Below are 23,665 nucleotides of genomic sequence, written 5' to 3' on the forward strand. Positions count from 1 at the left end.
CGCAGCCACGGCTCGATTCGAATGTCTGTTTCTGTTTGTTACTAGAGAATTGATTGCCACTAATTCAGGCTATTGCGAAACGATACTAGAAATGCCATCGTGTCCCGGCAAGCGCTTGCCAATGGTGGTGTGCGAGGAAGGGACAAGTGGCTGTGAAGAATCTCTTGGCCAGAGTGGCCTGTGTGTTGATGGTGCTGATCACGGTCGTGCCGCTGGCTGTTGGCCGGCAGACCGCCCACGCTGTCGGTGGTGGTGTACTGCAGCACTTCATCACCAGGAGCGGGGACAGACTGATGAACGGACCGGACGAGTTCCGGTTCGTCTCCACCAACATGCCCGACATCCTGCAGACGATCACGAACAAGCAGTTCGAGTCGGATTCTGCGATGCGGCTACCGAACGAGTACGAGCTCCGCGACGCGGTCGCGACCGTCAAGCAGATGCACGGTCAGGTGCTGCGAACGTTCGTCGTCACGGTGACCGACGGCTCCGACCAAAGCACCGCGCCGTACTCGATGGTGAATGCGCCGGCCGGCAGCGACCACGTCAGCTTCAACGAGACCGCAATGCGGGTACTCGACAAGCTGCTGCAGATCTGCAACCAGGAGGGCGTCCGGCTGTACATCCCGCTGGTCAACTACAAGGCCACGCTGCGCGGTGGAACGTCGACGTACGGCGAGAACTTCTTTACCGTCGGCAGTCGGGCCAACCTGCGGTTCAAGGACATGGTCGGCCAACTGCTGAACCGCAGGAATGTCTACACCGGCGTCACCTACAAGGCGGACAAGGCGATCATGGGCTGGGAGTCCGGCAACGAGATCGTCATCGACCACCAGCCCGAACGTGCGGCCTGGCTGCACGATCTGGCCAGATTCGTCAAGACGACCGCACCGCAGCAACTGTTCATCGACGGACGGAACAAGCCCGACGACGTGGTCAAATTCGTTGCCGGCAGCATCGCCGACGACTACGGCGAGTACCTCGACGACCCGAACATCGACGTGCTCTCGTACCACACCTACGTCGGTCTGACCGGCCCGGCGACCGACAGCCGGTTGCCCGCCGGCATCCGGACCTCGACGACGGGCGACATCGGAAGTACCCCGACCCTCAGGATCATCCGCGAGCTGACCCGAGGCAAGACCGCCTTGGTGCTTGGTGAGGTTGCGATGTACACCGCACCTGCCACGCTCACCTCCTTACTCGACGAGCTGATCGCGGACGGTGCCAGCGGCGCCAACTGGTGGGGTACCCGCTTCCACAGTCGCGACGGCGGCTTCTACAAACATTCCGACGCCGACTCGCAGTACGAGGATCTCAACTGGCCAGGATTCCCGGGATCTGCCGGGTATCTGCCGGAGATCCAGACCGAGCTGACACTCCAGCAGATCCTCGCGGCCAAAGCCTGGACGATCGCGGGGAACGCCGGCACACCACCCGCGTTGCCGGTCCCCTCGGTGCCGCGGCTGCTGCCGATCGCCGACGTCGGCCACATCTCCTGGCAGGGGTCGACAGGCGCGCAGAGCTACACCGTCCAGCGCAGCGAGTCCAGGCGCGGCCCGTGGACAGCGGCCGGAGTGGTGTACGACAACCTGCCCACGTACAGCAGCCTCTTCCATGACACCGGAGCACGTCCGGGCCGGTCCTACTACTACCGGGTCATCGCCCAGAACAGCAGCGGGACCTCAGCACCGTCGAACGTCTCGGCCAGAGTCGTCGTCAATCGGCAGTGGATCGTCGACGACCTTTTCGATTTCTCCAAGACGTACGACCACGAGCCGAACGCGGTGATCGCGAAGTCGTACGGGAACTCCTCGCAGCAGGAGGATCTCGGCGTGCTGAAGAGCCGGAACGGCACCTCCACCAACGTGCAGTACGCGATGAGTGGGACACTGACCAGTGCGGCGGTCTACGCGTACAACGCCCCCGCCGAGGTGGCGCTGTACGGCTCCAAGGACGGCGCTGCGTACTACGAACTGCCGACCCGGCAAACCACGTACGCCGACGGCACCAGGACCAGGTACGACTACTCGGGACCGTCCGGGTTCCGGTTCTTCAAGCTCGAAGCAAGCGGGAGTGCCGTCATCAGCCGCTTGCAACTGGAGTACAAGCCCGGTGGACCGCCCGCTCCCGCACCGCGCACGGTTCCGGCCTACCGCGAGCCGAACCCGGCGTTCGAGGCCGAGCTCTTCCGGTACGACGAGGCGCAGCCGTCCACGTCCGACGTCGTCACGAACCAACCCGGAGTCGTCAAGGTCAACCAGACCGGAGGTTCGAGCAGTACCGCGAGCAACAAGCGCTACAGCATCGTCGACTTCCTGCAGGCAGGTGACTACGCGATCTTCTACGCGACCGTCGAGGCCGGCACCTACGACGTCGGGCTGGGCTACGACGCCCGGTCGGCCCGCGGAATGTTCCGTACCGCGCTCCTCGGGCCGTCCGACCCTGCGGCATCGGACGGGCAGCCGCTCGACGAAGTGATCGACGCCTACGATCCGGGCGCGGGTGTGATTCGGTCTGCCGAGCTGGGACGAGTCACGTTCCCGGTGACCGGTCGCTACGGGTTCAAGTTCGTCAGCACCGGTAAGAACCCCGCGTCGTCGAACCCGAAGATCGGTCTCGACGTGATCACTCTGACGAGCGACAACGTCGCGCCGACGGCCGCCGACGCGACGTACTCGACCGACAGGTTCACGCCGGTCACCGGGGTGCTGCCGGCCAGTGACGGGAACGCTGACCCGCTCCAGCTCATCGTCGTCAACCAGCCGGCTGCGGGACGACTGGAGATCAGGTCCGACCGGACGTTCACCTACATCCCGGCCAGAGGTCGGGCCGGTCGGTTCACCGTCAGGTGGAAAGTGAACGACGGGTGGGTCAATTCCGGTACGGCCACGCTGACTCTCGACGTACGCCGCTGAGTGAACCCCTACCCGCGTCCTATCTGTGGGATGCGGGTAGGGGGCGGACTGAGTCTCGGATGACTATGTGGGTGCCTAGTAGTTGGCGTTCGCGGCCGGAGCCGGGTTCGGGGCGTTCGAGGGCCAGGCGGACGGCTGCTTTGCCCATCTCCTCGTGCGGCATGTAGACGGTTGTGAGTGGCGGGGAGAGCTCCTGGGCGACCGGGATGTTGTCGTACCCGACCAGTGAGATGTCGTCGGGAACTGTGAGCCCGTCCTCGCGCAGGGCGGCGAGCACGCCGGATGCCATCACGTCGTTGTGGGCGAAGACCGCCGTGAACTCGAGACGATCTGCCAGCGCCTGGCGGCAGCCCTGGTAGCCGCCGCTGCGGTCCGCCCGGCAGGGGATCACCAGGGCGGGATCGACCTCGACACCGAAGTCTTCATGGGCCGAGCGGTAGCCGGCCATCCGGCCTATGGTCGTCGTCGACCGTTCCTGGCCGGTCAGGGTCAGGATCTTCCGGTGGCCCAGCGAGAGCAGGTGGCTCGTCGCGGCGTACGCACCACCGCGGTTGTCGTACTCGACCGCGAGCGCAGGCACTCCGGCAGGCAGCGGCGGCCGGCCGCAGAGGACGAGCTGCGCACCGCGCGCGTGCAAGGCCCGGGCATGTGCCGACATCCGTTGCTCGTACGCGTCGGTGAGCTCCACACCACCGACCAGGATGACGGCATCGAGGTCGTCCTCGTCCTCGAGCCGAGCGAAGATCTGTTCCTCGCGCTGCAGATCCCCGCCGGTGATGTACACCGAGCACAGCCGGCCGGCGTCACCCGCGGCCTCCGCGACACCGGTCGCGACGTGGCTGCGCAGCGGCGAGACGACATCCGAGACCACCATGGCGACGTGCGAGGCTGCCTGGTTCCGCTTCGGGGTACGGGACGTGACGGCGTAGTTGAGGTCCTCGACCGCTCGCAGCACCTTGGCCCGCGTGGATTCGGCGACCGGATAGTCGCTGGTCAGCGCCCGCGAGGCGGTAGCAACCGACACCTGCGCACGGCGCGCCACGTCGCGCAGTGTCGGTGCGCTCCGCCGCTTCGGTTCCGCCTCGGTGTCGTCCATCGGGTCCTTCCTACCTGATGCCTGCAAAGATCGCGTCGAGGTCGAGCACCTGTCGCGTGTCGTCCCACTCGACGGCGATCACGCCGCCGTCGACCGTCGCGCCGACAGTGTTCTCGATCGGTACGCCGCTCAGCGATGCCATCGCAACATACACAGTGCTGTTCGACGAGGCCGTACCGAGCAGCTCGGGCACCACAGCCCAGTCACCGTACGCGGTTCCGTACGAGGCGGATGAGGTACCGGCCGCCTCCCATCCGTACAGACCTTTCACAGTGGATCGCAGGTCACCGGTGACGACGACCGCAGTCGTACCGTCGACCTCGGCCGCGATGTCCCGCGGGTGCTGCGCCGCGGCGGCCCATCCGGACAAGCGCACCGGCAGGTTCGGTGGGATCCTGACCAGCCGATTGATCCGGATCTCGAACGCCCCGCGGACCGCGGTCACGCTCTCGATGCGGGCCGACGGCAGGACCGGGCCGCCGTCGGAGGCGTCGCTGCCCTCCCAGGGCGAGAACCTCGGGAATCGCGGCGCATGCCAGGACGCCACCCAGTTCTCCCCCGTGGCGACGCGATGGATCTTCCGGCGGGCGCTCCACACACCCCGGATCCGGACCTGGATGCCGTTGTCGGCCGGATCGTGCAGGGACGTCGGCCCGGTACGGGTCGAGTACCCGAACCTGGAATACAGCGGGTCGGGCGCACCACTGTCGGCCGCGTCGGTCTTCAGATGGTCGCTGCCGTGGTTGTGAACCCGGACCAGCCCGTCCGCCGCAGTGCTCTGGATCAACAAACCGATGTCCAGCGCACGCGTGTAGTCCTCGGTGTCGCCGGGAAGCTCGGCCTCGGTCGACGTCCAGACAGGATGGTCCTCCGGCAGCATCAGCGCGAGGAAGCCCTTCGACGCCCAGTACGGTGATCCCGGACCCGAGTACCGCTGGAGCGTGGGCAGATGCTCCCCGTGCCACCCCAACGACAGCACGCCGTTGTCCGTGATCGAGCCACGCTCAAGGAAGTACCGCAGGCCGGCTGAGAGGACTCGCCGGGACTGGCCGGGGGTCAGCGGCGTCCGATCGACTGCCTCACCCAGCGCGACGGCCGCGAGGGTCGCCGTGCGGTACGTCATGCTGCGACCGTAGTACAGCGGCGAACCGTTCCGGTCGAACGTCCGGGCGAAGGTCTGCAAGAACTCCTCGAGGCGTCCACCGAGCACGTCCAGCTCGGGAAGACCGTGCAGCTTCGCATGCAGTACGGGATACAGGTGCATCGCCCAGCCGACGTAGTGGTCGTACGCCTCACCGGCACCGTCGGAGTACCACCCCTGACCGCGGTACCAGAGCTCGACCAGGTCCAGGGCGCGCTCGATCACGTACCGGGTCTGGTCGTCGCCCCGCCCCACACCTTCGAGGAAGCTCGCGATCGTCGCCGGGAAGAGGTACCAGTTGTTCGGCGACGGCTCGCGGGTGATGGTCGCACGGAACCAGTCGGCGAGCCGGTCCTGCTCGTCCGCGGAGAGCCGGCCCCAGGTGTCGGCCTTGGTCAGGTGCAGGCTCAGCGCGATCCCGGCGGCCTCCACATGCGGTTGACCGTCGCGGCCGACGTGTCCGACGACCGGCCACGACTCCTTGTCATCGGCACCGATCGTGCGAGTGCCCGCGATCAGGCCCTCGACGTACCTGGACAAATGGTCGTTGTGGTCCGCGCCGCCGGCATGCAGGAACGCCGCGAGCAGGAAGGTCCGGGCGAAGCCTTCCAGCCCGTCGGTCGCCGGACCCTGCTGGGACGGGCGTCCCGGGAAGTTGATCCGGGCGCCCTGCGGTGACCGGTACGCGGCCGCCGAGGCCAGCAGGTGATCTGCCACCGCGATCCAATGCTGCCGGGTCAGGCCGGTGTAGGGGCTGAGCTCGCGGTCCTCCGCCGGCAGTACCGCGGCCAGCGGGCCGGACAGCTGGAGCTCGGGCAGTACGGGAATCATCGATCACCTGTTCGTCGGATGGTGCGCTGAGGTTCGGGGATCAACCCTTGATTCCCGAGGTGGCCATGCCCGCGATGAAGTATCGCTGACCGAACACGAACAACAAGATCATCGGCACCGTCGCCAGTGCCGACATCGCCATCAAGAACGGCCACTGCACGCCGCCTTGTCCTTGCGCGAACGTCGCCAGACCGAACTGCAACGGCCGCAGGCTCTCCGAACTGGTCGCCACCAGCGGCCAGATGAATCCGTTCCAGGCCGACTCCACATTGAACAGTGTGATCGTCACGAAGGCGGGTGCGGCCAGCGGCGCCATGATGCGGAAGAAGATGCCGATCTCGGACACGCCGTCGACGCGGGCGGCATCGGCGAGCTCGGCCGGCAGCGAGACGAAGAACTGGCGGGCCAGGAAGGTGAACAGCGGAGCCGAGATGAACGGCACGATCAACGCGGCCCAGGTGTTCAGCCAGCCGGTACCGCCGTTGCCGAGGATGTCGTTTCCACCGGCGAACGGAATCCGCCGTACAACCAGGAAGAGCGGCACGATCAGCACCTGGAACGGGACGATCAGCAAGATGATGAAGTAGTTCAGGATGCCCCGCGAGCCGCGCATCGGCAGCTGGGCGAGCGCATAACCCGCCGCCGTCGAGAGCAGCAGGACCGGAATGGTCTGGCCGACGACCACGATCAGGCTGTTGCGGAAGTACGTCGCGAACGGCGCCGCCTTCAGAGCGTTCACGTAGTTGAGCCACTCGATCCGGTCCGGCAGCCACGAGAAGTGGTTGACCTCGTTGAGCGACTTGAACGAGGTCAGGACCATCCAGATGAACGGAAGGATCATCAAGAACCCGCCGACGGCCAGGAACGCGACCAGGATCGCCTTGCCGGCCGTCGGCCGCGGCAGCCGGACAGTGGTACTCACAAGCCCTCCCGATTGCGCATGCTGAGCCGGCCGAGGCCGATCAGGATGCCCACGAACACCAGCATGATCACGGTCTCCGCCGAGGCGTAGCCGATGTGCAGGCGTTCGAAGGCGTTGGTGAAGATGTCGAAGGTCAGTACGTTGGTCGCGTGCGCGGGCCCGCCACCGGTGGTCACGTAGATCAGGTCGAAGACCTGGAACGAGCCGGCGATCGAGGTGACCAGGACGAAGAAGTGCACCGGCGCGATCCCCGGCCAGGTGACGTGCCGGAACGTCTGCCAGCGCGAGGCACCGTCCAGGGTGGCCGCTTCGATCAGGTCCTTGGAGATGCTCTGCAGTGCGGCCAGATAGATGATCATCTTGGCGCCGAGACCCTGCCAGACGCCGACCACCATCAACGCCGGCAGGGCGACGTCCGGGTCGGTCAGCCACCCCGATCGCGCGAGCCCGAAGAACGACAGCACCTGGTTTCCGAGCCCGGCCGCGGGGTTGTAGATCCAGAGCCAGACAGAGGCGACCGCGACGGTGGAGGTGACCACGGGGATGTAGAAGAGCGTTCTGAACAAAGCCCGGCCGGGGATCTTCTGGTTGAGCGCGATCGCGACCGCCAGCGACAAGCCCATCGCCACGGGGACCACGGCAACGGTGTAGAGCAGTGTCCGCAGTACGGAATCTCTGAACTGCGCGTCGGCGAACAGGTCGGCGTAGTTGCGCAGACCGATCCAGTCCCCACGGCCCGCCACCCGCGCGTTGGTCAAGCTCAGATAGACGGCCATCAGGCCCGGGAGCGCGACGAAGATCACCGAGTGGACCAGGGCCGGCGAAAGCAGCAACCAGCCCGCTCGCGCCTTGGCCCGTTCCACTCCCCCGCGCCGGCGGCCGGCCGGACGCTTACCGACGCGGCCTGCCACCGGGCGCTCGAGGGTCTGAGCGGTCATTTGCGAGCCACCGCGTCAAGCTCCTTGAGCGCGTCGTGCGGCGACTTCCGGCCCAGGATCACCTCGTCGAGTGACGGCCCGAACTTCGACCGGAAGTCCAGGAAGGTCGCGCCGCCGTACTCGAAGATGGCCTTGTCGAGGTTCTTCCAGGCGAACGAACCCGCCGGGTTCGACTTCACGAACTCGCTGTCCCCGGCGGTGTTGCTGATCGGGACGCCGACGTCGAGCTTCGAGATGGCCTCCTGCGACTTCTGGTCCTGCATCGCCTTGACGAACGCGAGCGCCGCCTTCGGGTACTTCGTTCCCTCGCCCACCGCGGCGACCCGGCCGCCGACGTACATGACCTCCTTGCTGTCCTTCAGGTTGAAGTAGACGAGGTCCTTGCACTTGGCACCGATCCCGTCGCCGCCGGTCGAGCAGTCGACGTACGGGCTGACGAATCCCATCGCGGCCTCACCAGTGGTCACGAGGGCGGTCTTGGCCGAGTTCTGGTAGCCGTACCGGGAGGACTTGTCGACGGTGACCATGTCGTGGATGAGCTGCAGCGCCTGGACACCTTGGTCGCCGTTGAAGGCGGGCTGACCGTCGGCGGTGAACATCTCGCCGCCTTTCGCGCCCATGAACGCGACGAACTGCTGCCGGTAGTTGCTGGCCGGCGCCCAGAAGTCGAAGCCGGTCCTGGTGATCTGGCCCTTCCCGTCGCGCTTCGTCAGCTTCTTCGCATCTTCGCGCAGCTCGGCCAGGGTCTGCGGCGGCTTCGCCGGATCGAGGCCGGCCTCGGCGAACGCACTCTTGCTGTAGGCAAGCAATCGCGGGTTGGCGACGATCGGGACCGCGTACAGGTCGTCCTGGTACTTCATCGGCGGCACGAAGGCCGGGTACACCGACTTCTGCAGGTCCTCGGTGCTCACTCCCAGCTTGGTCAGCGACTGGATCGCGCCGAGGTCGGCGAGCGGCTGCACCCAGCCGATGCCGGCGCTCACCACGTCGTAGTTGTTGCCGGCGGCCAGCGAGGTCGAGATCTTCTCGTTCAGGTTGTCGTACGGAACGAAGTCCGGCTCCACCTTCATCTGCGGGTACGTCTTGTGGAAGATGTCGACGATCCCCTGGAAGACCGCCTGCCCCTCGTTGTTCGCCGGGAAGTTCGGCACCACGACCCGCAGGGTGCCGGTCGCGGACGCCGGGTCCTGCCCCTCCTGCCCGTCGGATCCGCCGGACGAACACGCGGCGATCGCCATCAGGGCGACGGTCAGCGCCGCTGCCGACACGGCCTTCAATCCTCGCTGCATCACCTTCACCACTCCCTGTCGGTCGCTCCCCACCTCAGCGGTAAGCGTTTCCCGCAGAGACTATGCATTTCTAGTATCGTTTCGCAATACCTCAGATTGATCTCTGAAACAGAGACCTGTTTTCAGGCCATCAGGTCGTAGGTTTCGGGGCGGACCTCGTACCGCAGTTCGAGACCTGCGAGGTACCGCCTGATCTCGTCGACCACGATGGCGCCCTGGGTGCGCCGCGAGTGCCAGGTGCGGGCACCGAGGTGCGGTGTGAGCAGAACGTTGGGCAGCTGCCACCACTCGGAGCCCGGCGGCAGCGGTTCCTCGTCGAACACGTCGAGCGCCGCACTCAAGCGGCCCGTACGAAGCTCGGCTAGCAATGCCGCCGTATCGATCAGCGCCGAGCGGGCGGTGTTGACCAGCAGTCCGCCGTCGGGCATCAGCGCGAGACGCCGCGCGTCGATCATGTGCCTGGTTTCCTGCCGCACCGGTGCATGCAGCGCGACGACCGTCGACTGCTCGAGCAGCACATCGAGCGGCGCCGGCCGGGCCCCGATCTCCTTGGCGTCGCGCTCGCTCAGGTAGGGATCATGGACCAGTACGTCTGCGCCGGCGGCCACCACCAGCTTGAGATAAGCGCGCCCGACACGACTCGCTCCGACCACGCCGACCGTGGTCTCGGCCAACGTACGACCGAGACCGAAGTCGGCCGCACCCCAATAGCGGGCGGCCGTCATCGAGCGGTCGACGCGATCGAGATCGCGGAGCCGCGCGATCGTCATGTACAGGGCCAGCTCGGCCACGGACTGCGCCATCCCGGCCGACGCCTGGCTGACGCGGACCCCGTGCAGCAGCGACAACGGCACCAGCGAACGGATCGTGCCCGCACTGTGTACGACAAGCTTGAGCCGATCCGAAGGCCCTGCTGCAGCCGGCAACGGTCTCGATCCCCACCCGGTCACCAGGATGTCGGAACGCAGTCGCCGATCCTCGTGGTCGTCCGATGGCACCTCGTCACGCCGGATCAGCCGCGCCAGGCGCGCCAGCCGTTCCAGCGCCTCATCCGCGAACAACTCACCCTCGAGCCCAGGCGGTACATCAAGGTAGACCGTAGGCGTAACCATAAGAGCCCTTCGCCGCAGTAACAACAGAAACGTTTCTATCCAACTATCGCCACCCTAAGCACCGTCCACCCCCTGTGCAAACGCTTGCCACTACCCAGCGCGCCCTGTCCACCCCGCGCCTCCATGAGGGTTGGGGAGGATCTTCTGCCCGATTCGGGACGAAATCCTCCCCAAAGCCCGGCCGGGCCGGGGTGGGGGTTGGCGTAAGAAGTCGGGCTTGGGGAGCAACGAAGGGGTGGGGTTGGTTTGAGGAGGTGCTGGGTGGTTGGGCAGTGATTGTTCACAGTGAGGTCTATGTCGGCGGGCGGCGGCAGGGTGGTGGGCCCGCGGCGGTGGCGGCGGAGCGGCTGGCTGCTGGGGCAGGGTTCGCGTGGGTTGACCTGCACGAGCCGTCGGACGCCGAGTTGCGGCAGGCGCAGGAGTTGTTCGGGCTGCATGACCTGGCCGTCGAAGACGCGCAGACGCCGCATCAGCGGCCGAAGATCGAGCGCTACGGAGACGATCTCGCGGTGGTCTTGTGCACGTTGCGCTATGTCGAGGAGGAACACGCGGTCGAGACCGGTCAGGTCAGCGTCTTCGTCGGTACGGACTACGTCGTGACCGTCTGGCACGGTGATCGCAGCGACCAGGAGCAGGCACGCACCACCTTGGACGAGACGCCGACCGCGTTGACGCACGGCCCGGCAGCTGTGCTGTGGGCGATCTGTGATGCCGTCGTGGACCGGTACGAGTCCGTGACCGGATTCATCCAGACCGACGTGGACGCGATCGAGACCGCAGTCTTCGGAGCGAGTTGTACGAGCGAAGCCGAACGCATCTACATGCTGAAACGTGAAGTGGTGGAGATGCGGCGGGCAGTGGTCCCGCTGCACGAGCCGATCGAACGCTTCGCGCGCGCCGATGTCCCGCTCGTCGACCCGGACGCGGCGGTCTACTTCCGCAACGTCGCCGGCCATGTCGCCCGCGTGTGCGAGCAGACCGACTCCCTCGACAAACTGCTCGGCTCGGCGCTGGATGCGCACATTGCCCGGGTCTCGGTCCAGCAGAACGACGACATGCGCCGAATCTCCGCCTGGGTAGCGATCGCCGCCGGGCCAACGGTGGTGAGCGCGATCTACGGCATGAATTTCGACCGGATGCCGGAACTCCACTGGCAGTACGGCTACTTCGTCGTCCTCGCCCTGATCGCGGCCGGCTGCATCGCCCTCTACGCGAACTTCCGCCGCTCCGGCTGGCTCTGATCTCGCCAGGTACCCGAGAAAGCGGGCGATTGGTAAGACTCTCCGGCTGACCGACGCTCATGAGATGGGCACTGTTCAGGACTGACGAGAGGCGTGGCTCATGCAGAAGCTGGCACCGGTGATCGAGCTGCGGCACAAAGACCAAGGGCTCCGGCTGGCGTTCGTGTCCGGTGTCATCGCCCTGACGGTGGTCTTTGCCACCGTCGGCTCGACGATCCCGCTCTTCAACATCTATCGGGCCGAGGACGGGTTCACCAACGCCGGCATCTCCCTGACCGTAGTCGCCTACTCCGCCGCCACTCTGGGCACCTTGCTGGTCCTGGGGCGACTGTCCAATCACGTCGGTCGACGGCCGCCCGCGATCGCCAGTCTCGGCCTGCTCGTCGTGGGCTGCCTGCTGTTGCTGAACGTGCATCACATCGGCATCCTGATCACCGGCCGGCTCGTCATGGGCCTCGGCGCCGGCTTGGCCAGCGGCAGCATCACCGCGTACATCGTCGATGCGGCACCAGCCAGGCCGGCCTGGCTGGCGTCCGTTGCCTCCAGCCAAACAGTCATGCTCGGCCTGGCCCTCGGCGCGATCACTTCCGGTGCCTTGGTCCAGTTCGGCCCGTGGCGACGGGACCTTGTCTATCTGGTCGTCATCGGCCTGCTCCTGCTGTCCATCGCACTGATCGCCATCAGCCCGGAGACCCTCACCCCGAAGCCGGGCGCGTGGCAATCGATGCGCCCGAGCGCTCGCGTACCGGCCCGAGTCCGGCACCTGCTTCCCGCCACGGCAGCCGTACTCCTGGCCACCTGGGCGACCGGCGCTTTCTACCAAGCCTTCGTACCGGCACTCGTGGCCGATCAGCTTCACACCAGCAACGCGCTCGTACTCGGACTGTCGTTCGCCGCCTACATGGGCCCCAGTGCTCTGGGCGCCCCCATCGGCGGGCGGTTCGCACCGGCCGCGGCTCAACGGATCGGCATGATCGCATTCCTGGCCGGCTGGATCGGCATCATCATCGCGGTCACCACCGGCACACTCCCCTTGTTCATCGTGGCAACCATGGTGGCTGGAGCTGCTCAAGGCATCGCCATCAGCGCCGCCACTCGTGGCTTGCTGTACGGCAGCGCCCTGGCCGACCGAGCACCGATCTTCGCCGTCGTCTACCTCCTCAGCTACACCGGGGCGACCGTTCCCAGCCTGATCTCCGCACAGCTGACCGGCGTCTTCTCGCTGCCGCACATCGCCCTCGGGTACGCCGCACTCGCGCTGCTCTCGACCGCATTCACCACCGTCGCCGCGCGCAACCCGTCCGACGCTAGTGCGAGCGATCCGAGCTGAGTGAGGTCGCCGTAGCCTCGAGCTGGAAGGCTTCGCGGGGTGTTTGGACCGAGCTGAGCGAGACGATGTCGCGGCCGTAGAAGAACGCGGTCAGCCAGGTCGAGAAGACCCGTACCTTGCGATCCCAGGTGGGGATGGACAGTACGTGGTACCCGCGGTGCATCAGCCACGCCGGCAGACCCTTGATGACCAGACCGCGGTACTGGAAGATGCCTTTCCCCAGCCCGAGGGTCGCGATCGAACCGAAGCTGTGGTGCAGGTAGTTCTTCGGTTCCCTCCCGCGCAGCGCCCGGATCAGGTTCTTCGCCAGCCGTTTTCCTTCTCGTACGGCGTTCTGCGCGTTCGGCACCGTGAACGCGCCCGGCGACGTGAGATCGGGTACGGCGGCATCGTCGCCCGCGGCCCACGCGTCGGGCACGAACGTCTCGTCGGTACCGATGCGCAGATCGGCCCGTACCTGGACCAGCCCTCGCGGCGTGTGCGGCAAGTCGGTGTGGTTGCGCAGCAGTCGGGTCGCGGCGTTGCCCGCCGTCCACACGATCAGCTCCGAGTCGAACGTCGAGCCGTCGGACAAGACGACGTGGCCGTTCTCCGCCGAGTCCATCGTGGTGTTCAGATGCACTTGTGCTCCACGGCGTTCGAGCATCCGCACCACCCAGCGGCCAGGCTTCTCGGTGACCTCCGGGAGGATCCGCCCGGACGCCTCGACCAGGTGGAACGCGAGATCGTCGACCGACAGCGTCGGGTAGTACTTGACCAGCGCCTCGGCCAGCGACATCAGCTCGGCGAATCCCTCCACCCCGGAGAACCCGCCGCCGACGAACGTGAACGTGAGCAGCCGCCGCCGGTCCGGCCCCGGCTCCAGTCCGGCCGCCTCGTCGAACGCGGTCAGCACCCGGTCCCGGATCGCGACCGCCTCCTCGACGTGCTTCATCCCGATCGCGCGCTCCGCCACTCCCGGTACGTCGAACGTCCGCGTCACTGCGCCCGCGGTGACCACGAGGATGTCGTACGTCATCGTGAAGTCCGGACCGTGCGCCGGCCGGATGACGACCGTCCGCGCGTCGTGCCCGATGTGGTTGACCATGCCCGTCACGAGCTTGGTCCGGCGCAAATTGCGGCGTAGCGAGATCGCCGCGTGCCGCGCCTCGACCGAACCCGCCACCACCTCGGGCAGGAACGGCTGGTACGTCATGTACGGCCGCGGCTCGACCACAACCACCTCGGCCTCGTCGCGCCGAAGCTTCTTCTCCAGCTTCCATGCCGTGTAGAACCCGGCGTACCCACCACCGATGATCAAGATCCTGCGCACGACGTCACGCTCCTTTCCGGTGCGCCTGCTCAGCACCGTCGAGCTCGGCGGCGCGGATGCGGTAGACCTGCATCGCGAGGCCGTAGTACTTGTCGGTCTCACCGACCCACTCCATGCCCAGCCGCCGCGCGGTGGCGCACGCGCGAACGTTCTGCGGCCGGGCGACCGCGTACAACTCGTCGATCGTCCCGGTCGCGAACGCCCAGCGCATCAACGCGTGGCTCGCCTCGGTCGCGAATCCCTGGCCCCAAAAGGCCGGAGCGAGCTGCCAGCCGATCTCGAAGTCCTCCTCGAACGGCGGCAGCAGGCCCAGCCGCAGTCCGCCGATCACTCGACCGTCCGTCTTGCTGACGATCGCCCAGCGCCCAGCCGGCGGAACGAGATTCTCGGCGGCCGCGATCCAGGCGCGAAGCAGCAGCCGCATGGTCGTCTTGTTCGGCACCCGGCCCAGCTCCGGCGCCAGCCACCGCGCCACGTCGGCGGATCCGAAGATCTCCAGGGCGGCCTCCGCGTCGGCTTCCGCCCAGTCCCGAATCGCGAGCCGCTCGCTTTCAGCGATCACTGCCATCTTTACCATCCTGTCGTGAGAGAGATTTCGCTCAGTCCGTCGAGTCGTACGCGACGTTCCAGACCTGGCCGGTCTGGGCCGTGACCAGGTGATGCAGCAGGGTTGCGGCCTGCCGGCCGGAGTCGGCGCCACCGGCGTGCTTCTGACTCATGACGAACCGGCGGATCAGCGGGTCGTCGATCGTTTCCGGATCGATCGCCGCGATCCAGGTCCGCAGTGATTCGCCCATCTTCTGGGCGCGGAGGGCGTTGACCGTGATGCCGGTCCCGACCAGCTCCGTCGCAAGGTACGCGGTGTGTGCCTCCAGCGCGGCGACGCAGGCCGCGTAGATGTTGCCACCGGGCCAGGAATCCAGGTCGCCGACGACCCCGCAGACATTGGCGATCCGCCCCCAGCCCTGCCGGAGCATCGCCGGGATCACCGCGCCGGACAGCGTCACGACACTCGCGACATTGATGCTGAGGGCACGCAGTACGGCCGCCGGATCGAGATTCGCCACCGGGCCCAGCGGCGCCACCGTGGCGGCGTTGTTGATCAGGATGTCGACCTCGCCGAACACCTCCTCGACGCTCTGGACCAGGCCGGGAATCGACCCGGGATCGGCCAGATCGGCGGCGAACCCGGACGCCTCGCCCCCGGCCGACCGGATCGCCTGCACTGTGGCCTCGGCGCGCGCACGCGAGCCCGCGACCACCGCGACAGCCGCACCGGCGGCACCCAACTGCTGGGCGATGGCCCGGCCGACCGCGCGGCCCGCGCCTGTCACCAAAGCAACTCTGTCGACGAAGGCCCGTGCCGGGCTCAAACTTCCATGCATGTTAGTTGGAGTCCGGACAGCACCTGTCTCTTACGTAACGCGCCGCGATCAGGATCATCGGAGGCGGTAAGGCCGGCCCCTCGATCGGCACACAAGTAGGGCGTTCGGGTCATTCCGGCCCGTACGGATCGAGGGAGACGGTCATGAGTGGATACTTCGAAGGTCGCAAGCTGATCGTGGTCGGTGGCAGCAGCGGCATGGGACTGCAGACGGCCCGTGACGTGGTCGGGCAAGGCGCCGACGCCGTGATCGTCGGGCGCCAGCAGGCCAAGGTCGACGAGACGGTCGCCGAGCTGGGCAAGAAGGGCAAGGCCTGGGGCATCACCGCGGACCTCGCGGACCGCAAGCAGGTCGAGGACGTCCAGGCGCAGCTCGCCGCGGAGCACGCGGACGCGACGCTGCTGGTCAACGCGGCCGGCTTCTTCATCCCCAAGGGATTCCTCGACTACAGCCAGGAGGACTACGACGCGTACCTGGAGCTGAGCCGGGCCACGTTCTTCCTCACCCAGACGGTGGTACGGGGCATGCAGGCCGCAGGCTCCGGCGGCGCGATCGTCAACATCGGCAGCATGTGGGCCCACCAGGCGATCGCGGCGACGCCGGCGACCGCGTACTCGATGGCGAAGGCCGGCCTGCACGCACTGACCCACAACCTGGCGATGGAGCTGGCCGCCGACGGCATTCGGGTCAACGCGGTGGCGCCGGCGGTCGTGGCCACGCCGCTGTACGAGGGCTTCGTCCCCGCCGACAAGCTCGAGGAGACCGTGAAGAGCTTCGACGGCTTCCACCCGCTCGGACGGGTCGGAACCGCGCAGGACATCGCGTCCTCGATCGTGTTCCTGCTCTCACCGGAGGCGAGCTGGATCACCGGAACGATCCTGAACGTCGACGGCGGCGTGATGGCCGGCCGCAACTGACGCCCCGCGGCCGGGCGCGCAGTCGATCACATCCGGCTGGAACGAGTGTGGAGTGTCGATGACGAGTTTTCGGACCGTGTCCGCGGGTGGGCTGGAGGTCTTCTACCGCGAGGCCGGCAAACCGGGAGCACCGAAACTCCTGCTGCTGGGCGGGTTCCCCGCCTCGTCCCACCAGTTCCGGAACCTGATGCCGGCGCTCGCCGGCAGGTTCCATCTGCTCGCGATCGACTACCCCGGCTCGGGCAACACCGAGCTGCCCGATCCGGACGGCTGGGAGTACACGTTCGACCATCTCGCCGAGATCGTCGACGAGACGTTGCTGGCCATCGACTTCACCGGACCGATGGGCCTCTACATGCAAGCTCACGGCGGTCCGGTGGGCAACCGGCTGATCTCGTTGCATCCGGACTGGTTCCGGTGGCAGATCATCCAGAACGCCAATCTCTACGAGGAAGGGCTCACCGAGCTCTGGGACGGGCTGCGGAACGGCCTCTGGGCCGGCCGCAGCACCGAACCACCGGTCGACGTCCTGCTCGAACCGGAGACGGTGCGGGCCATCTACCTCACCGGTCATCCGGATCCGGCGAAGATCAGCCCGGACAACTGGAACCTCGACCTGCACTTCCTGGCCCGGCCGGACGCGCGCAAGGCGCAACTGGAACTGTTCTCCGACTACCGGACGAACCTCGCCAGGTACCCGGCCTGGCAGGCGCGACTGCGCCGCGATCAGCTGAGAACGCTGATCCTCTGGGGCCAGGGGGACATCTTCTTCACCCCCGCCGGCGGAGAGGCCTACCTGCGTGAGCTCCCCGACGCGAAACTGGTCCGCCTCGACTCCGGGCATTTCGCGCTCGAGGATTGCCTCGAGCAGATCGCCGACGAGATCCGTACGTTCTACGACGAGTCCGTCAAGCCGTGATGCTGACGAAGCCGTGGCGGGTCCGGCTGATGATCGAGGACCGGCTGGCGAGAATCGCCGTCTGTGGGGAGTTCGACGCCCGGACCGCGATGGCGGTCCGGACCGAGTTCCACGACCTCGCCGTGCTCGCGGAGGCCGTACTGCTCGATCTCAGCAGGGTGACCGGCCTCGCGGCAGGATTCGACCTGCCTGGTTTCGTCGACGAGATCCAGCGACACTGCTGGATCGCGGGATGCCGGCTGTATCTCAGCGCGACGCATCCGACGGTGACGGCAGCCCTGTCGAGGCAGGGGTTCTCGTACTGCGGCGATCGGTGAGCCGCTCAGGCGAGCTGTTGCTCGGGTAGGTAGCCGGCCTCGACCAGGGCGGTCCGCAGCTTGCGGCGGGCGTCGAACATCATCTTGTAGATGGCGTTGTGCGTCGAGCCGAGCTGATCGGCGAGCACATCGGTCGGCATGCCGTTCAGTACCAACGCGACAAAGACCAACTTCTGCTTGGCCGTCAGCGTCTCGTTGACGGCGCGATGCACGGCCTCCATCAGATCCCGGCTCTCGGCATGCGCCTCCGGCCCGATGCCGAGCCGGGTCGGTAGCCGCTCCCAGTCCTCGTCGTCGAACGCTACGCCGGCGCGCTGCCAGAAGTGCCGGTTGATCTTGGCGGCCACGTCGAAGATCACGAACTTGTACGCCCAGGTGGTGAACTTGCAGTCACCGCGGAACGTCCCGACCTTGCCGCAGATCGTCAGCAGCGCGTCCGCGGCCGCATGGTGCGCAATGTCGTCCAACTCCGGTCCGGCGAGCCGCAGCCTCGAGGCGCGCCGCCCGACCTCTGATCTCGCCGCCCGCAGGAGCACCTCGTACAGGCGACGGCTCGCGCCTTCGCGCTGGTCGCCGTCGCCGCTCAACTCGCGGACCCAGACCTCGTTCTCCCCTGCGACCTCCGCAGAGACGACCCGCACCGGCGTCAAGGACTCGGAACTCTCTCTCTTCACTGGAATCTCCCGATCAACGCACCGTAGCGACCACAGGTCCGGCACGTCCGTGCTGATCGACGAAACAATAACATGGACGATACCGTCCATTTGCGACGCGGTCCAATTGTCCCGATCGTCAGACCCAAAAGGCATCTACTGATCGTTTCAGTGTCACAGAACGGGTCCAAACAGTCCTATTCAGCGACAACCTCAGCGCTGGTCCAGAGTTCTCGGCCGGCCAGTGAACCACCGGGCTGCTGCAACAGGCTGCCGGTCGCCAGGCTCCCCAGATCGATCGCGGCGTAGCCGATCTCGTCGACAAGGGCGCCGACCACCACTCGGGCGTCCTGGTCGTCGCCGGACAGGAACATCACCCGCCGGCCGGCCTCGGTCGCGGGCGGCAAAGCCAGTACCGCGGCCGGCAACGTACAGAACGTCTTCACCACCCTGGCGCCGGCGGCAGAGGCCTGTACGACTTCGCTCGAGGTCAGCCCGCCGAGCTCGTACCGGCTCGGCATCCGGAAGTGACTCGCGGGCGCTGTGGCATCCACGAGGATTCGGCCGTGCCACGGTGGCAGTTCCTCGAGCAGGGGGACGACCGCGGGCCACGGGATCGCGAACACGACCAGATCCGCGGCGGCGACCGCGCTGGTCTCGAGTGCTGTGACGCGCGGACCGAGCTCCTCCACGAGAGGTTCGAGGGTCTCGCGGCCGCGGCTGTTGCACAGCAGGACGTCTTGGCCGGAGGCGGCGATGTGGGCTGCCAGCGCTCGGCCCACCGCGCCGGAGCCCACGATGCCGATCGTCGCTGTCATCGATGACCACCTTGTCCCTCGGAAGGTCGGCCGAACAGCCCGACACGAATGATTGCTAGGGCGTGCCGAGTACCCCGCAGTAGGCGGGGGATCAGGAGACACGCCCTAGACGGTGTCGCGGGGCTGCGGCGCCCTTACTCCCACGAATCGAGAGCTGGATGGACGACCTCGCAGGAATCCGTGACGAGATCAGGAAGCATGCTTCGAACGCGTGGGCGACGGAGCTCGGGTACGAGCCGATCTACTCGGCGTCACCGAGGTCCAGGATCGTTGTGATCGGCCAGGCCCCCGGCAAGCAGGCCCAGGAGAGCCAGATCCCGTGGAACGACCCGAGCGGCGTCAAACTGCGCCAGTGGCTGGGCGTCACCGACGCGCAGTTCTACGACCCGGACACGATCGCCCTGCTGCCGATGGACTTCTACTATCCCGGCAAAGGCGCCCACGGCGATCTCCCGCCGCGGGCGGACTTCGCGCCGCTGTGGCATCCGAGGATCCTGGCGCTGATGCCGGCCGTTCGGCTCACCGTCCTGATCGGGAGCTACGCCCAGAAGCACTATCTGGGGACCAGCGCCAAGAAGAACCTGACCGAGACCGTCCGTGCCTGCCGGGAGTACGTGCCGGAGCGGATTCCGCTCGTGCACCCGTCACCGCTGAACTTCCGGTGGCAGGCCAAGAACCCATGGTTCGAGACGGACGTGCTCCCCGAACTGCAGGCGCTGGTCGGGGACGCTACTCGTAGCGACCCTCGAACGTGACGCCGTCGCTCAGGCCGGTGAACCTGAGCCCGACGATCCGCGTGCCGTCGACCATCCAGCGCAGCGCGTAACAGGCCCGGTAGGACGGCGGCCAGAACGAGCAGAACCGGTCCTGGTCGTCGACGTACCACTCGCCCGCACTGTCGCCGCCGCGTTCGGTGTAGACGGTCTTCCCGTCGGCCGTGAAGACCTGGGTCGCGCCGTCGGTGTACACCAGCCGCCGGGCCGTCACCGCCTTCGGAATGTCGGCAGCCACCACCGCCGCACCGTCCTCGACCTGAAGCCCCTGCAGTACGTCATCCATCGCGACCAACGCCTTCCTTGCTCGACTTGCCTTCGATTCCTTGGTGCCCCCCGAGGCTCGCGTGCTTACCGGCCACCCGCGGGTGATGCAGGTCGAAGGCCGGTGACTCCGACCGGATCCGCGGCAGCTTCTCGAAGTTGTGCCGCGGCGGCGGAGAGCTGGTCGCCCACTCCAGCGAGCGACCCCAGCCCCACGGGTCGTCGACACCCACCTTCGGTGTCTTCCGCGTCTTGTAGACGTTGTAGAAGAACGGCAGCATCGACAGGCCCAGGATGAAGGCACCGATGCTCGAGATCTCGTTCAGCACGGTGAATCCCTCGCTCGCCCGGTAGTCGGCGTACCGCCGCGGCATGCCCTCCACACCCAGCCAGTGCTGCACCAGGAACGTCGTGTGGAACCCGATGAACAGCAGCCAGAAGTGCAGCTTGCCCAGCCGCTCGTCCAGCATCCTCCCGGTGAACTTCGGCCACCAGAAGTAGAACCCGGCGAACATCGCGAACACCACGGTCCCGAAGACCACGTAATGGATGTGCGCGACCACGAAGTACGAGTCCGACAGCTGATAGTCCAGCGTGGGTGAAGCGAGGATGACGCCGGTCAGACCACCGAAGAGGAAGGTGGTCAGGAAGCCGATGGTCCACAGCATCGGAGTCTCGAACGAGACCGAGCCGCCCCACATGGTGCCGATCCAGTTGAAGAACTTCACGCCGGTCGGGACCGCGATCAGGAACGACATGAACGAGAAGAACGGCAGGTTCACCGCACCGGTGACGAACATGTGATGGGCCCAGACCGCCACGGACAACACCCCGATAGCGAGGGTGGCCGCGACCAGCCCCACGTACCCGAAGACAGGCTTGCGGCTGAAGACCGGCAGGATCTCGGTGGCGATGCCGAAGAAGGGTAACGCGATGATGTACACCTCCGGATGCCCGAAGAACCAGAACAGGTGCTGCCACAGGATCGGCCCACCGTTCGCGGCATCGTAGATGTGAGCTCCCAAAGACCGGTCCGCCTCGAGCAGCAGCAGCGCTCCGGCGAGGACCGGGAACGCGATCAGCACCAGCAACGAGGTGACCAGGACGTTCCAGGTGAAGATCGGCAACCGGAACATCGTCAGACCGGGCGCTCGCATGGTGATGATCGTGGTGATGAAGTTGACCGCACCAAGGATTGTGCCGAGACCCGACAGCCACAGGCCCAGGATCCAGAGATCGCCACCGACTCCTGGAGAACGTGTGGCCGCCGACAGCGGCGAGTAGCTGGTCCACCCCCAGTCCGCGGCACCACCTGGGGTGGCGAAGCCACTGATGGTGATCAAGGCACCGAACAGGTACAGCCAGTAGCTGAACATGTTCAACCGCGGGAACGCGACGTCCGGCGCGCCGATCTGCAGCGGCATGATCACGTTCGCGAACCCGACGAACAGCGGCGTCGCGAACAGCAGCAGCATGATCGTGCCGTGCACGGTGAAGAGCTGGTTGTAGACCTCCTCGTTCACGAGCTGCAACCCCGGCCGGGCGAGCTCGGCGCGAATGATCAGCGCCAGTACCCCGGCCAGCAAGAAGAAGCTGAACGAGGTGATCAGGTACAGCGCGCCGATCCGCTTGTGATCAGTGGTGGTCAGCCACCCGGCCAGCTTCGTCCCTGGGTACGTCCCGGCCGGCGGCCCCTGTACCTCGCTGAGGGCAGTCCGCTCAGATGTCGTCACAGCAGCTCCGGCGTTGATGGCAACAGATTAATGGACGATATCGTCCGCATCACCAGGCGACAAGCCTCACAAAACAGGACACTTATGGATTGTTAAAGGGACTATATAGTTCTTTTTGGCAGACTCGCTGTTCCCGGAGGTGAAGGCAATGGCTGACCAGCAACTCCCGACCCCGGTCGAGTGGCTCGACGCGCGCTTGGGCATCCTCAAGTCCGGTGCGAAGAAGGACGGCTCCGGAGGGCTGCGCAAGGTCTACCCGGAGCACTGGTCGTACCTGCTCGGCGAGATCGCGCTCTACAGCTTCGTCATCCTGATCCTGACCGGGATCTTCCTGACGCTCTGGTTCAAGCCGTCGATGGGCGAGATCGAGTACCAGGGCTCGTACAGCCCGCTCAAAGGCCTGCACATGTCGGAGGCGTACGCCTCTACCCTGAACATCACGTTCGACATCCGCGGCGGCCTGCTGATCCGGCAGATCCACCACTGGTCCGCGGTGCTGTTCATCGCCTCGATGATGGTGCACCTGCTGCGCGTCTTCTTCACCGGAGCGTTCCGCAAACCGCGTGAACTGAACTGGCTGATCGGCTTCGGAACCCTGTTCCTGGGCATCATCGAGGGCTTCATCGGCTACGGCCTCCCCGACGACCTGCTGTCGGGCACCGGTCTGCGGATCACCAACGGCATGATCCAGGCGTCACCGGTGATCGGTACGTACCTGAACTTCTTCATCTTCGGCGGCGAGTTCCCCGGCGACACGTTCGTCCCACGGTTCTTCACCGTGCACGTCCTGCTGCTGCCGGGTCTGCTGCTCGCACTGATCACCGTGCATCTCTTCTACATCGTCTACCACAAACACACCCAGTGGGCCGGTCCCGGCCGCACCGAGCGCAACGTGGTCGGCTTCCCGTTCTTCCCCGACTACGTCGCCAAGGCGGGCGGAAACTTCTTCGCGGTCTTCGGCGTCACGGTGCTGATGGGCGCGCTGATGCAGATCAACCCGGTCTGGCTGTACGGGCCGTACAACCCGGCCGAGGTAACCGCAGGCTCACAGCCCGACTGGTACATGGGCTGGCTGGAAGGTTCCGTACGCCTCTTCCCCGGCTTCGAGTCGCACTTCTGGGGCATCACCCTGGGCTGGAACCTGATCATCCCCGCGCTGATCATTCCCCCGGCGTTCGTCACGCTGGTCGCGTTGTACCCGTTCATCGAAGGCTGGATCATCGGCGACCAGCGCGAACATCATCTGCTGGACCGCCCACGCGACGTCCCCACGCGCACCGGGATCGGCGTCGCGTTCATGACCTTCTACGGCCTGCTGTGGATCGCCGGCGGCAACGACATCGTCGCGACCCACTTCGGCATCTCGCTCAACCATGTCACCTGGTTCCTGCGGTTCGCTGTCATCCTCGGCCCGGTCATCGCGTTCTGGATCGCCCGCCGCTGGGCCATCTCCCTGCAAGGCGCCGACCGAGCCAGGCTTCGGCACGGCCTGGAGACCGGCATCATCACGCGCTCCCCCGCCGGCAAGTACACCGAGAAGCACCAGCCCATCTCCGTCTACGAGGCGTACTCGCTGACGGCCCGCGAGCGGCTCGTCCGGTACGAACTGGAGCCGGCCACCGACGAGAACGGCGTCCGCGCCCCGCGCCGGACCCTCAACAAGGCCCGCGCCGCCCTGTCCCGGTTCTACGACTGACAACGCACTGAGGGCGTGCCCATCGCCGCAGCGGTGGACACGCCCTCAAGGGTTTATGGA

At 66.4% G+C, this 23,665-nt stretch carries 21 protein-coding genes; 8 read left to right on the forward strand and 13 right to left on the reverse strand.

Features of this window, described 5'->3' with window-relative positions; all coding sequences use genetic code 11:
* Nucleotides 1-152 precede the first annotated feature (152 nt).
* Nucleotides 153-2,918, forward strand: a complete 2,766-nt coding sequence (locus ACGFI6_RS03150; protein WP_393114919.1) for an Ig-like domain-containing protein — start codon at nucleotides 153-155, stop codon at nucleotides 2,916-2,918.
* Nucleotides 2,919-2,937: 19 nt separating this feature from the next.
* On the opposite strand, the gene ACGFI6_RS03155 is transcribed toward ACGFI6_RS03150, so the two are convergent.
* From ACGFI6_RS03155 to ACGFI6_RS03180, 6 genes are all read right to left on the reverse strand, one after another.
* Nucleotides 2,938-4,014, reverse strand: coding sequence for a LacI family DNA-binding transcriptional regulator (locus ACGFI6_RS03155; RefSeq protein ID WP_393114921.1), 1,077 nt, complete (start codon nucleotides 4,012-4,014; stop codon nucleotides 2,938-2,940).
* A 10-nt stretch (nucleotides 4,015-4,024) separates the two neighbouring features.
* Nucleotides 4,025-5,986, reverse strand: a complete 1,962-nt coding sequence (locus tag ACGFI6_RS03160; RefSeq protein ID WP_393114922.1) for a DUF2264 domain-containing protein — start codon at nucleotides 5,984-5,986, stop codon at nucleotides 4,025-4,027.
* Between the two features lie 40 nt (nucleotides 5,987-6,026).
* Nucleotides 6,027-6,908 carry a carbohydrate ABC transporter permease gene (locus ACGFI6_RS03165; RefSeq protein ID WP_393114923.1) on the reverse strand — a complete coding sequence of 294 codons (882 nt, stop codon included), beginning with the start codon at nucleotides 6,906-6,908 and terminating at the stop codon, nucleotides 6,027-6,029.
* Nucleotides 6,905-7,846 (reverse strand): carbohydrate ABC transporter permease, encoded by a 942-nt coding sequence (locus tag ACGFI6_RS03170; RefSeq protein WP_393114924.1) that lies wholly within the window; start codon nucleotides 7,844-7,846, stop codon nucleotides 6,905-6,907. Before ACGFI6_RS03170 ends, ACGFI6_RS03165 begins: the two co-directional genes overlap by 4 nt.
* Complete coding sequence (locus ACGFI6_RS03175) at nucleotides 7,843-9,135, reverse strand: extracellular solute-binding protein (protein WP_393114925.1); 1,293 nt, start codon at nucleotides 9,133-9,135, stop codon at nucleotides 7,843-7,845. Before ACGFI6_RS03175 ends, ACGFI6_RS03170 begins: the two co-directional genes overlap by 4 nt.
* A 122-nt stretch (nucleotides 9,136-9,257) precedes the next feature.
* Nucleotides 9,258-10,247, reverse strand: coding sequence for a hydroxyacid dehydrogenase (locus ACGFI6_RS03180; protein ID WP_393114926.1), 990 nt, complete (start codon nucleotides 10,245-10,247; stop codon nucleotides 9,258-9,260).
* Between the two features lie 272 nt (nucleotides 10,248-10,519).
* Here ACGFI6_RS03180 and ACGFI6_RS03185 point away from each other — a divergent pair, with 272 nt between their 5' ends.
* Together ACGFI6_RS03185 and ACGFI6_RS03190 are read left to right on the forward strand one after the other, a co-directional pair.
* Entirely contained in the window at nucleotides 10,520-11,488 is a 969-nt protein-coding gene (locus ACGFI6_RS03185; RefSeq protein WP_393114928.1) for a magnesium and cobalt transport protein CorA, read from the forward strand.
* Between the two features lie 100 nt (nucleotides 11,489-11,588).
* Nucleotides 11,589-12,818, forward strand: coding sequence for an MFS transporter (locus tag ACGFI6_RS03190; RefSeq protein WP_393114929.1), 1,230 nt, complete (start codon nucleotides 11,589-11,591; stop codon nucleotides 12,816-12,818).
* On the opposite strand, the gene ACGFI6_RS03195 is transcribed toward ACGFI6_RS03190, so the two are convergent.
* Genes ACGFI6_RS03195 through ACGFI6_RS03205 form a run of 3 tightly spaced genes read right to left on the reverse strand, consistent with a single transcriptional unit; the run spans nucleotide 12,796 to nucleotide 15,464 of the window.
* A complete protein-coding gene (locus ACGFI6_RS03195; RefSeq protein WP_393114931.1) occupies nucleotides 12,796-14,130 on the reverse strand; it encodes an NAD(P)/FAD-dependent oxidoreductase in 1,335 nt (444 codons plus the stop codon). The genes ACGFI6_RS03190 and ACGFI6_RS03195 overlap by 23 nt on opposite strands.
* A gap of 4 nt (nucleotides 14,131-14,134) precedes the next feature.
* Complete coding sequence (locus ACGFI6_RS03200) at nucleotides 14,135-14,698, reverse strand: GNAT family N-acetyltransferase (RefSeq protein ID WP_393114932.1); 564 nt, start codon at nucleotides 14,696-14,698, stop codon at nucleotides 14,135-14,137.
* A 31-nt stretch (nucleotides 14,699-14,729) separates the two neighbouring features.
* A complete protein-coding gene (locus tag ACGFI6_RS03205) occupies nucleotides 14,730-15,464 on the reverse strand; it encodes an SDR family NAD(P)-dependent oxidoreductase (RefSeq protein WP_393114933.1) in 735 nt (244 codons plus the stop codon).
* A gap of 194 nt (nucleotides 15,465-15,658) precedes the next feature.
* Between ACGFI6_RS03205 and ACGFI6_RS03210 the strand changes: the two genes are divergently transcribed.
* From ACGFI6_RS03210 to ACGFI6_RS03220, 3 genes are read left to right on the forward strand one after another with little or no spacing between them, the layout of a single operon-like run.
* A complete protein-coding gene (locus tag ACGFI6_RS03210; protein ID WP_393114934.1) occupies nucleotides 15,659-16,432 on the forward strand; it encodes an SDR family NAD(P)-dependent oxidoreductase in 774 nt (257 codons plus the stop codon).
* Between the two features lie 58 nt (nucleotides 16,433-16,490).
* Complete coding sequence (locus ACGFI6_RS03215) at nucleotides 16,491-17,351, forward strand: alpha/beta fold hydrolase (RefSeq protein ID WP_393114935.1); 861 nt, start codon at nucleotides 16,491-16,493, stop codon at nucleotides 17,349-17,351.
* Nucleotides 17,348-17,668 (forward strand): STAS domain-containing protein, encoded by a 321-nt coding sequence (locus tag ACGFI6_RS03220; RefSeq protein WP_393114936.1) that lies wholly within the window; start codon nucleotides 17,348-17,350, stop codon nucleotides 17,666-17,668. Before ACGFI6_RS03215 ends, ACGFI6_RS03220 begins: the two co-directional genes overlap by 4 nt.
* 5 nt (nucleotides 17,669-17,673) lie before the next feature.
* Here the strand turns inward: ACGFI6_RS03220 and ACGFI6_RS03225 are convergent, their stop codons facing one another.
* Complete coding sequence (locus ACGFI6_RS03225; RefSeq protein WP_393114938.1) at nucleotides 17,674-18,342, reverse strand: sigma-70 family RNA polymerase sigma factor; 669 nt, start codon at nucleotides 18,340-18,342, stop codon at nucleotides 17,674-17,676.
* Between the two features lie 176 nt (nucleotides 18,343-18,518).
* Nucleotides 18,519-19,139 carry an NADPH-dependent F420 reductase gene (locus tag ACGFI6_RS03230; protein ID WP_393114940.1) on the reverse strand — a complete coding sequence of 207 codons (621 nt, stop codon included), beginning with the start codon at nucleotides 19,137-19,139 and terminating at the stop codon, nucleotides 18,519-18,521.
* 158 nt (nucleotides 19,140-19,297) lie between these two features.
* On the opposite strand from ACGFI6_RS03230, the gene ACGFI6_RS03235 reads away from it, so the two are divergent.
* Nucleotides 19,298-19,894, forward strand: coding sequence for a uracil-DNA glycosylase family protein (locus tag ACGFI6_RS03235; protein WP_393114941.1), 597 nt, complete (start codon nucleotides 19,298-19,300; stop codon nucleotides 19,892-19,894).
* Here the strand turns inward: ACGFI6_RS03235 and ACGFI6_RS03240 are convergent.
* Nucleotides 19,869-20,198: a hypothetical protein gene (locus ACGFI6_RS03240; RefSeq protein ID WP_393114943.1), complete on the reverse strand. Its 330-nt coding sequence runs from the start codon at nucleotides 20,196-20,198 to the stop codon at nucleotides 19,869-19,871. The two genes, ACGFI6_RS03235 and ACGFI6_RS03240, sit on opposite strands and share 26 nt — an antisense overlap.
* A complete protein-coding gene (ctaD, locus tag ACGFI6_RS03245; protein WP_393115745.1) occupies nucleotides 20,191-21,837 on the reverse strand; it encodes a cytochrome c oxidase subunit I in 1,647 nt (548 codons plus the stop codon). The genes ACGFI6_RS03240 and ctaD overlap by 8 nt, the downstream gene beginning before the upstream one ends.
* A gap of 220 nt (nucleotides 21,838-22,057) precedes the next feature.
* On the opposite strand from ctaD, the gene ACGFI6_RS03250 reads away from it, so the two are divergent.
* Complete coding sequence (locus ACGFI6_RS03250) at nucleotides 22,058-23,605, forward strand: cytochrome bc complex cytochrome b subunit (protein WP_393114944.1); 1,548 nt, start codon at nucleotides 22,058-22,060, stop codon at nucleotides 23,603-23,605.
* Nucleotides 23,606-23,665: the final 60 nt, after the last annotated feature.

It is taken from the genome of Kribbella sp. NPDC048928 (assembly GCF_043197975.1).
Taxonomy (GTDB): Bacteria; Actinomycetota; Actinomycetes; order Propionibacteriales; family Kribbellaceae; genus Kribbella.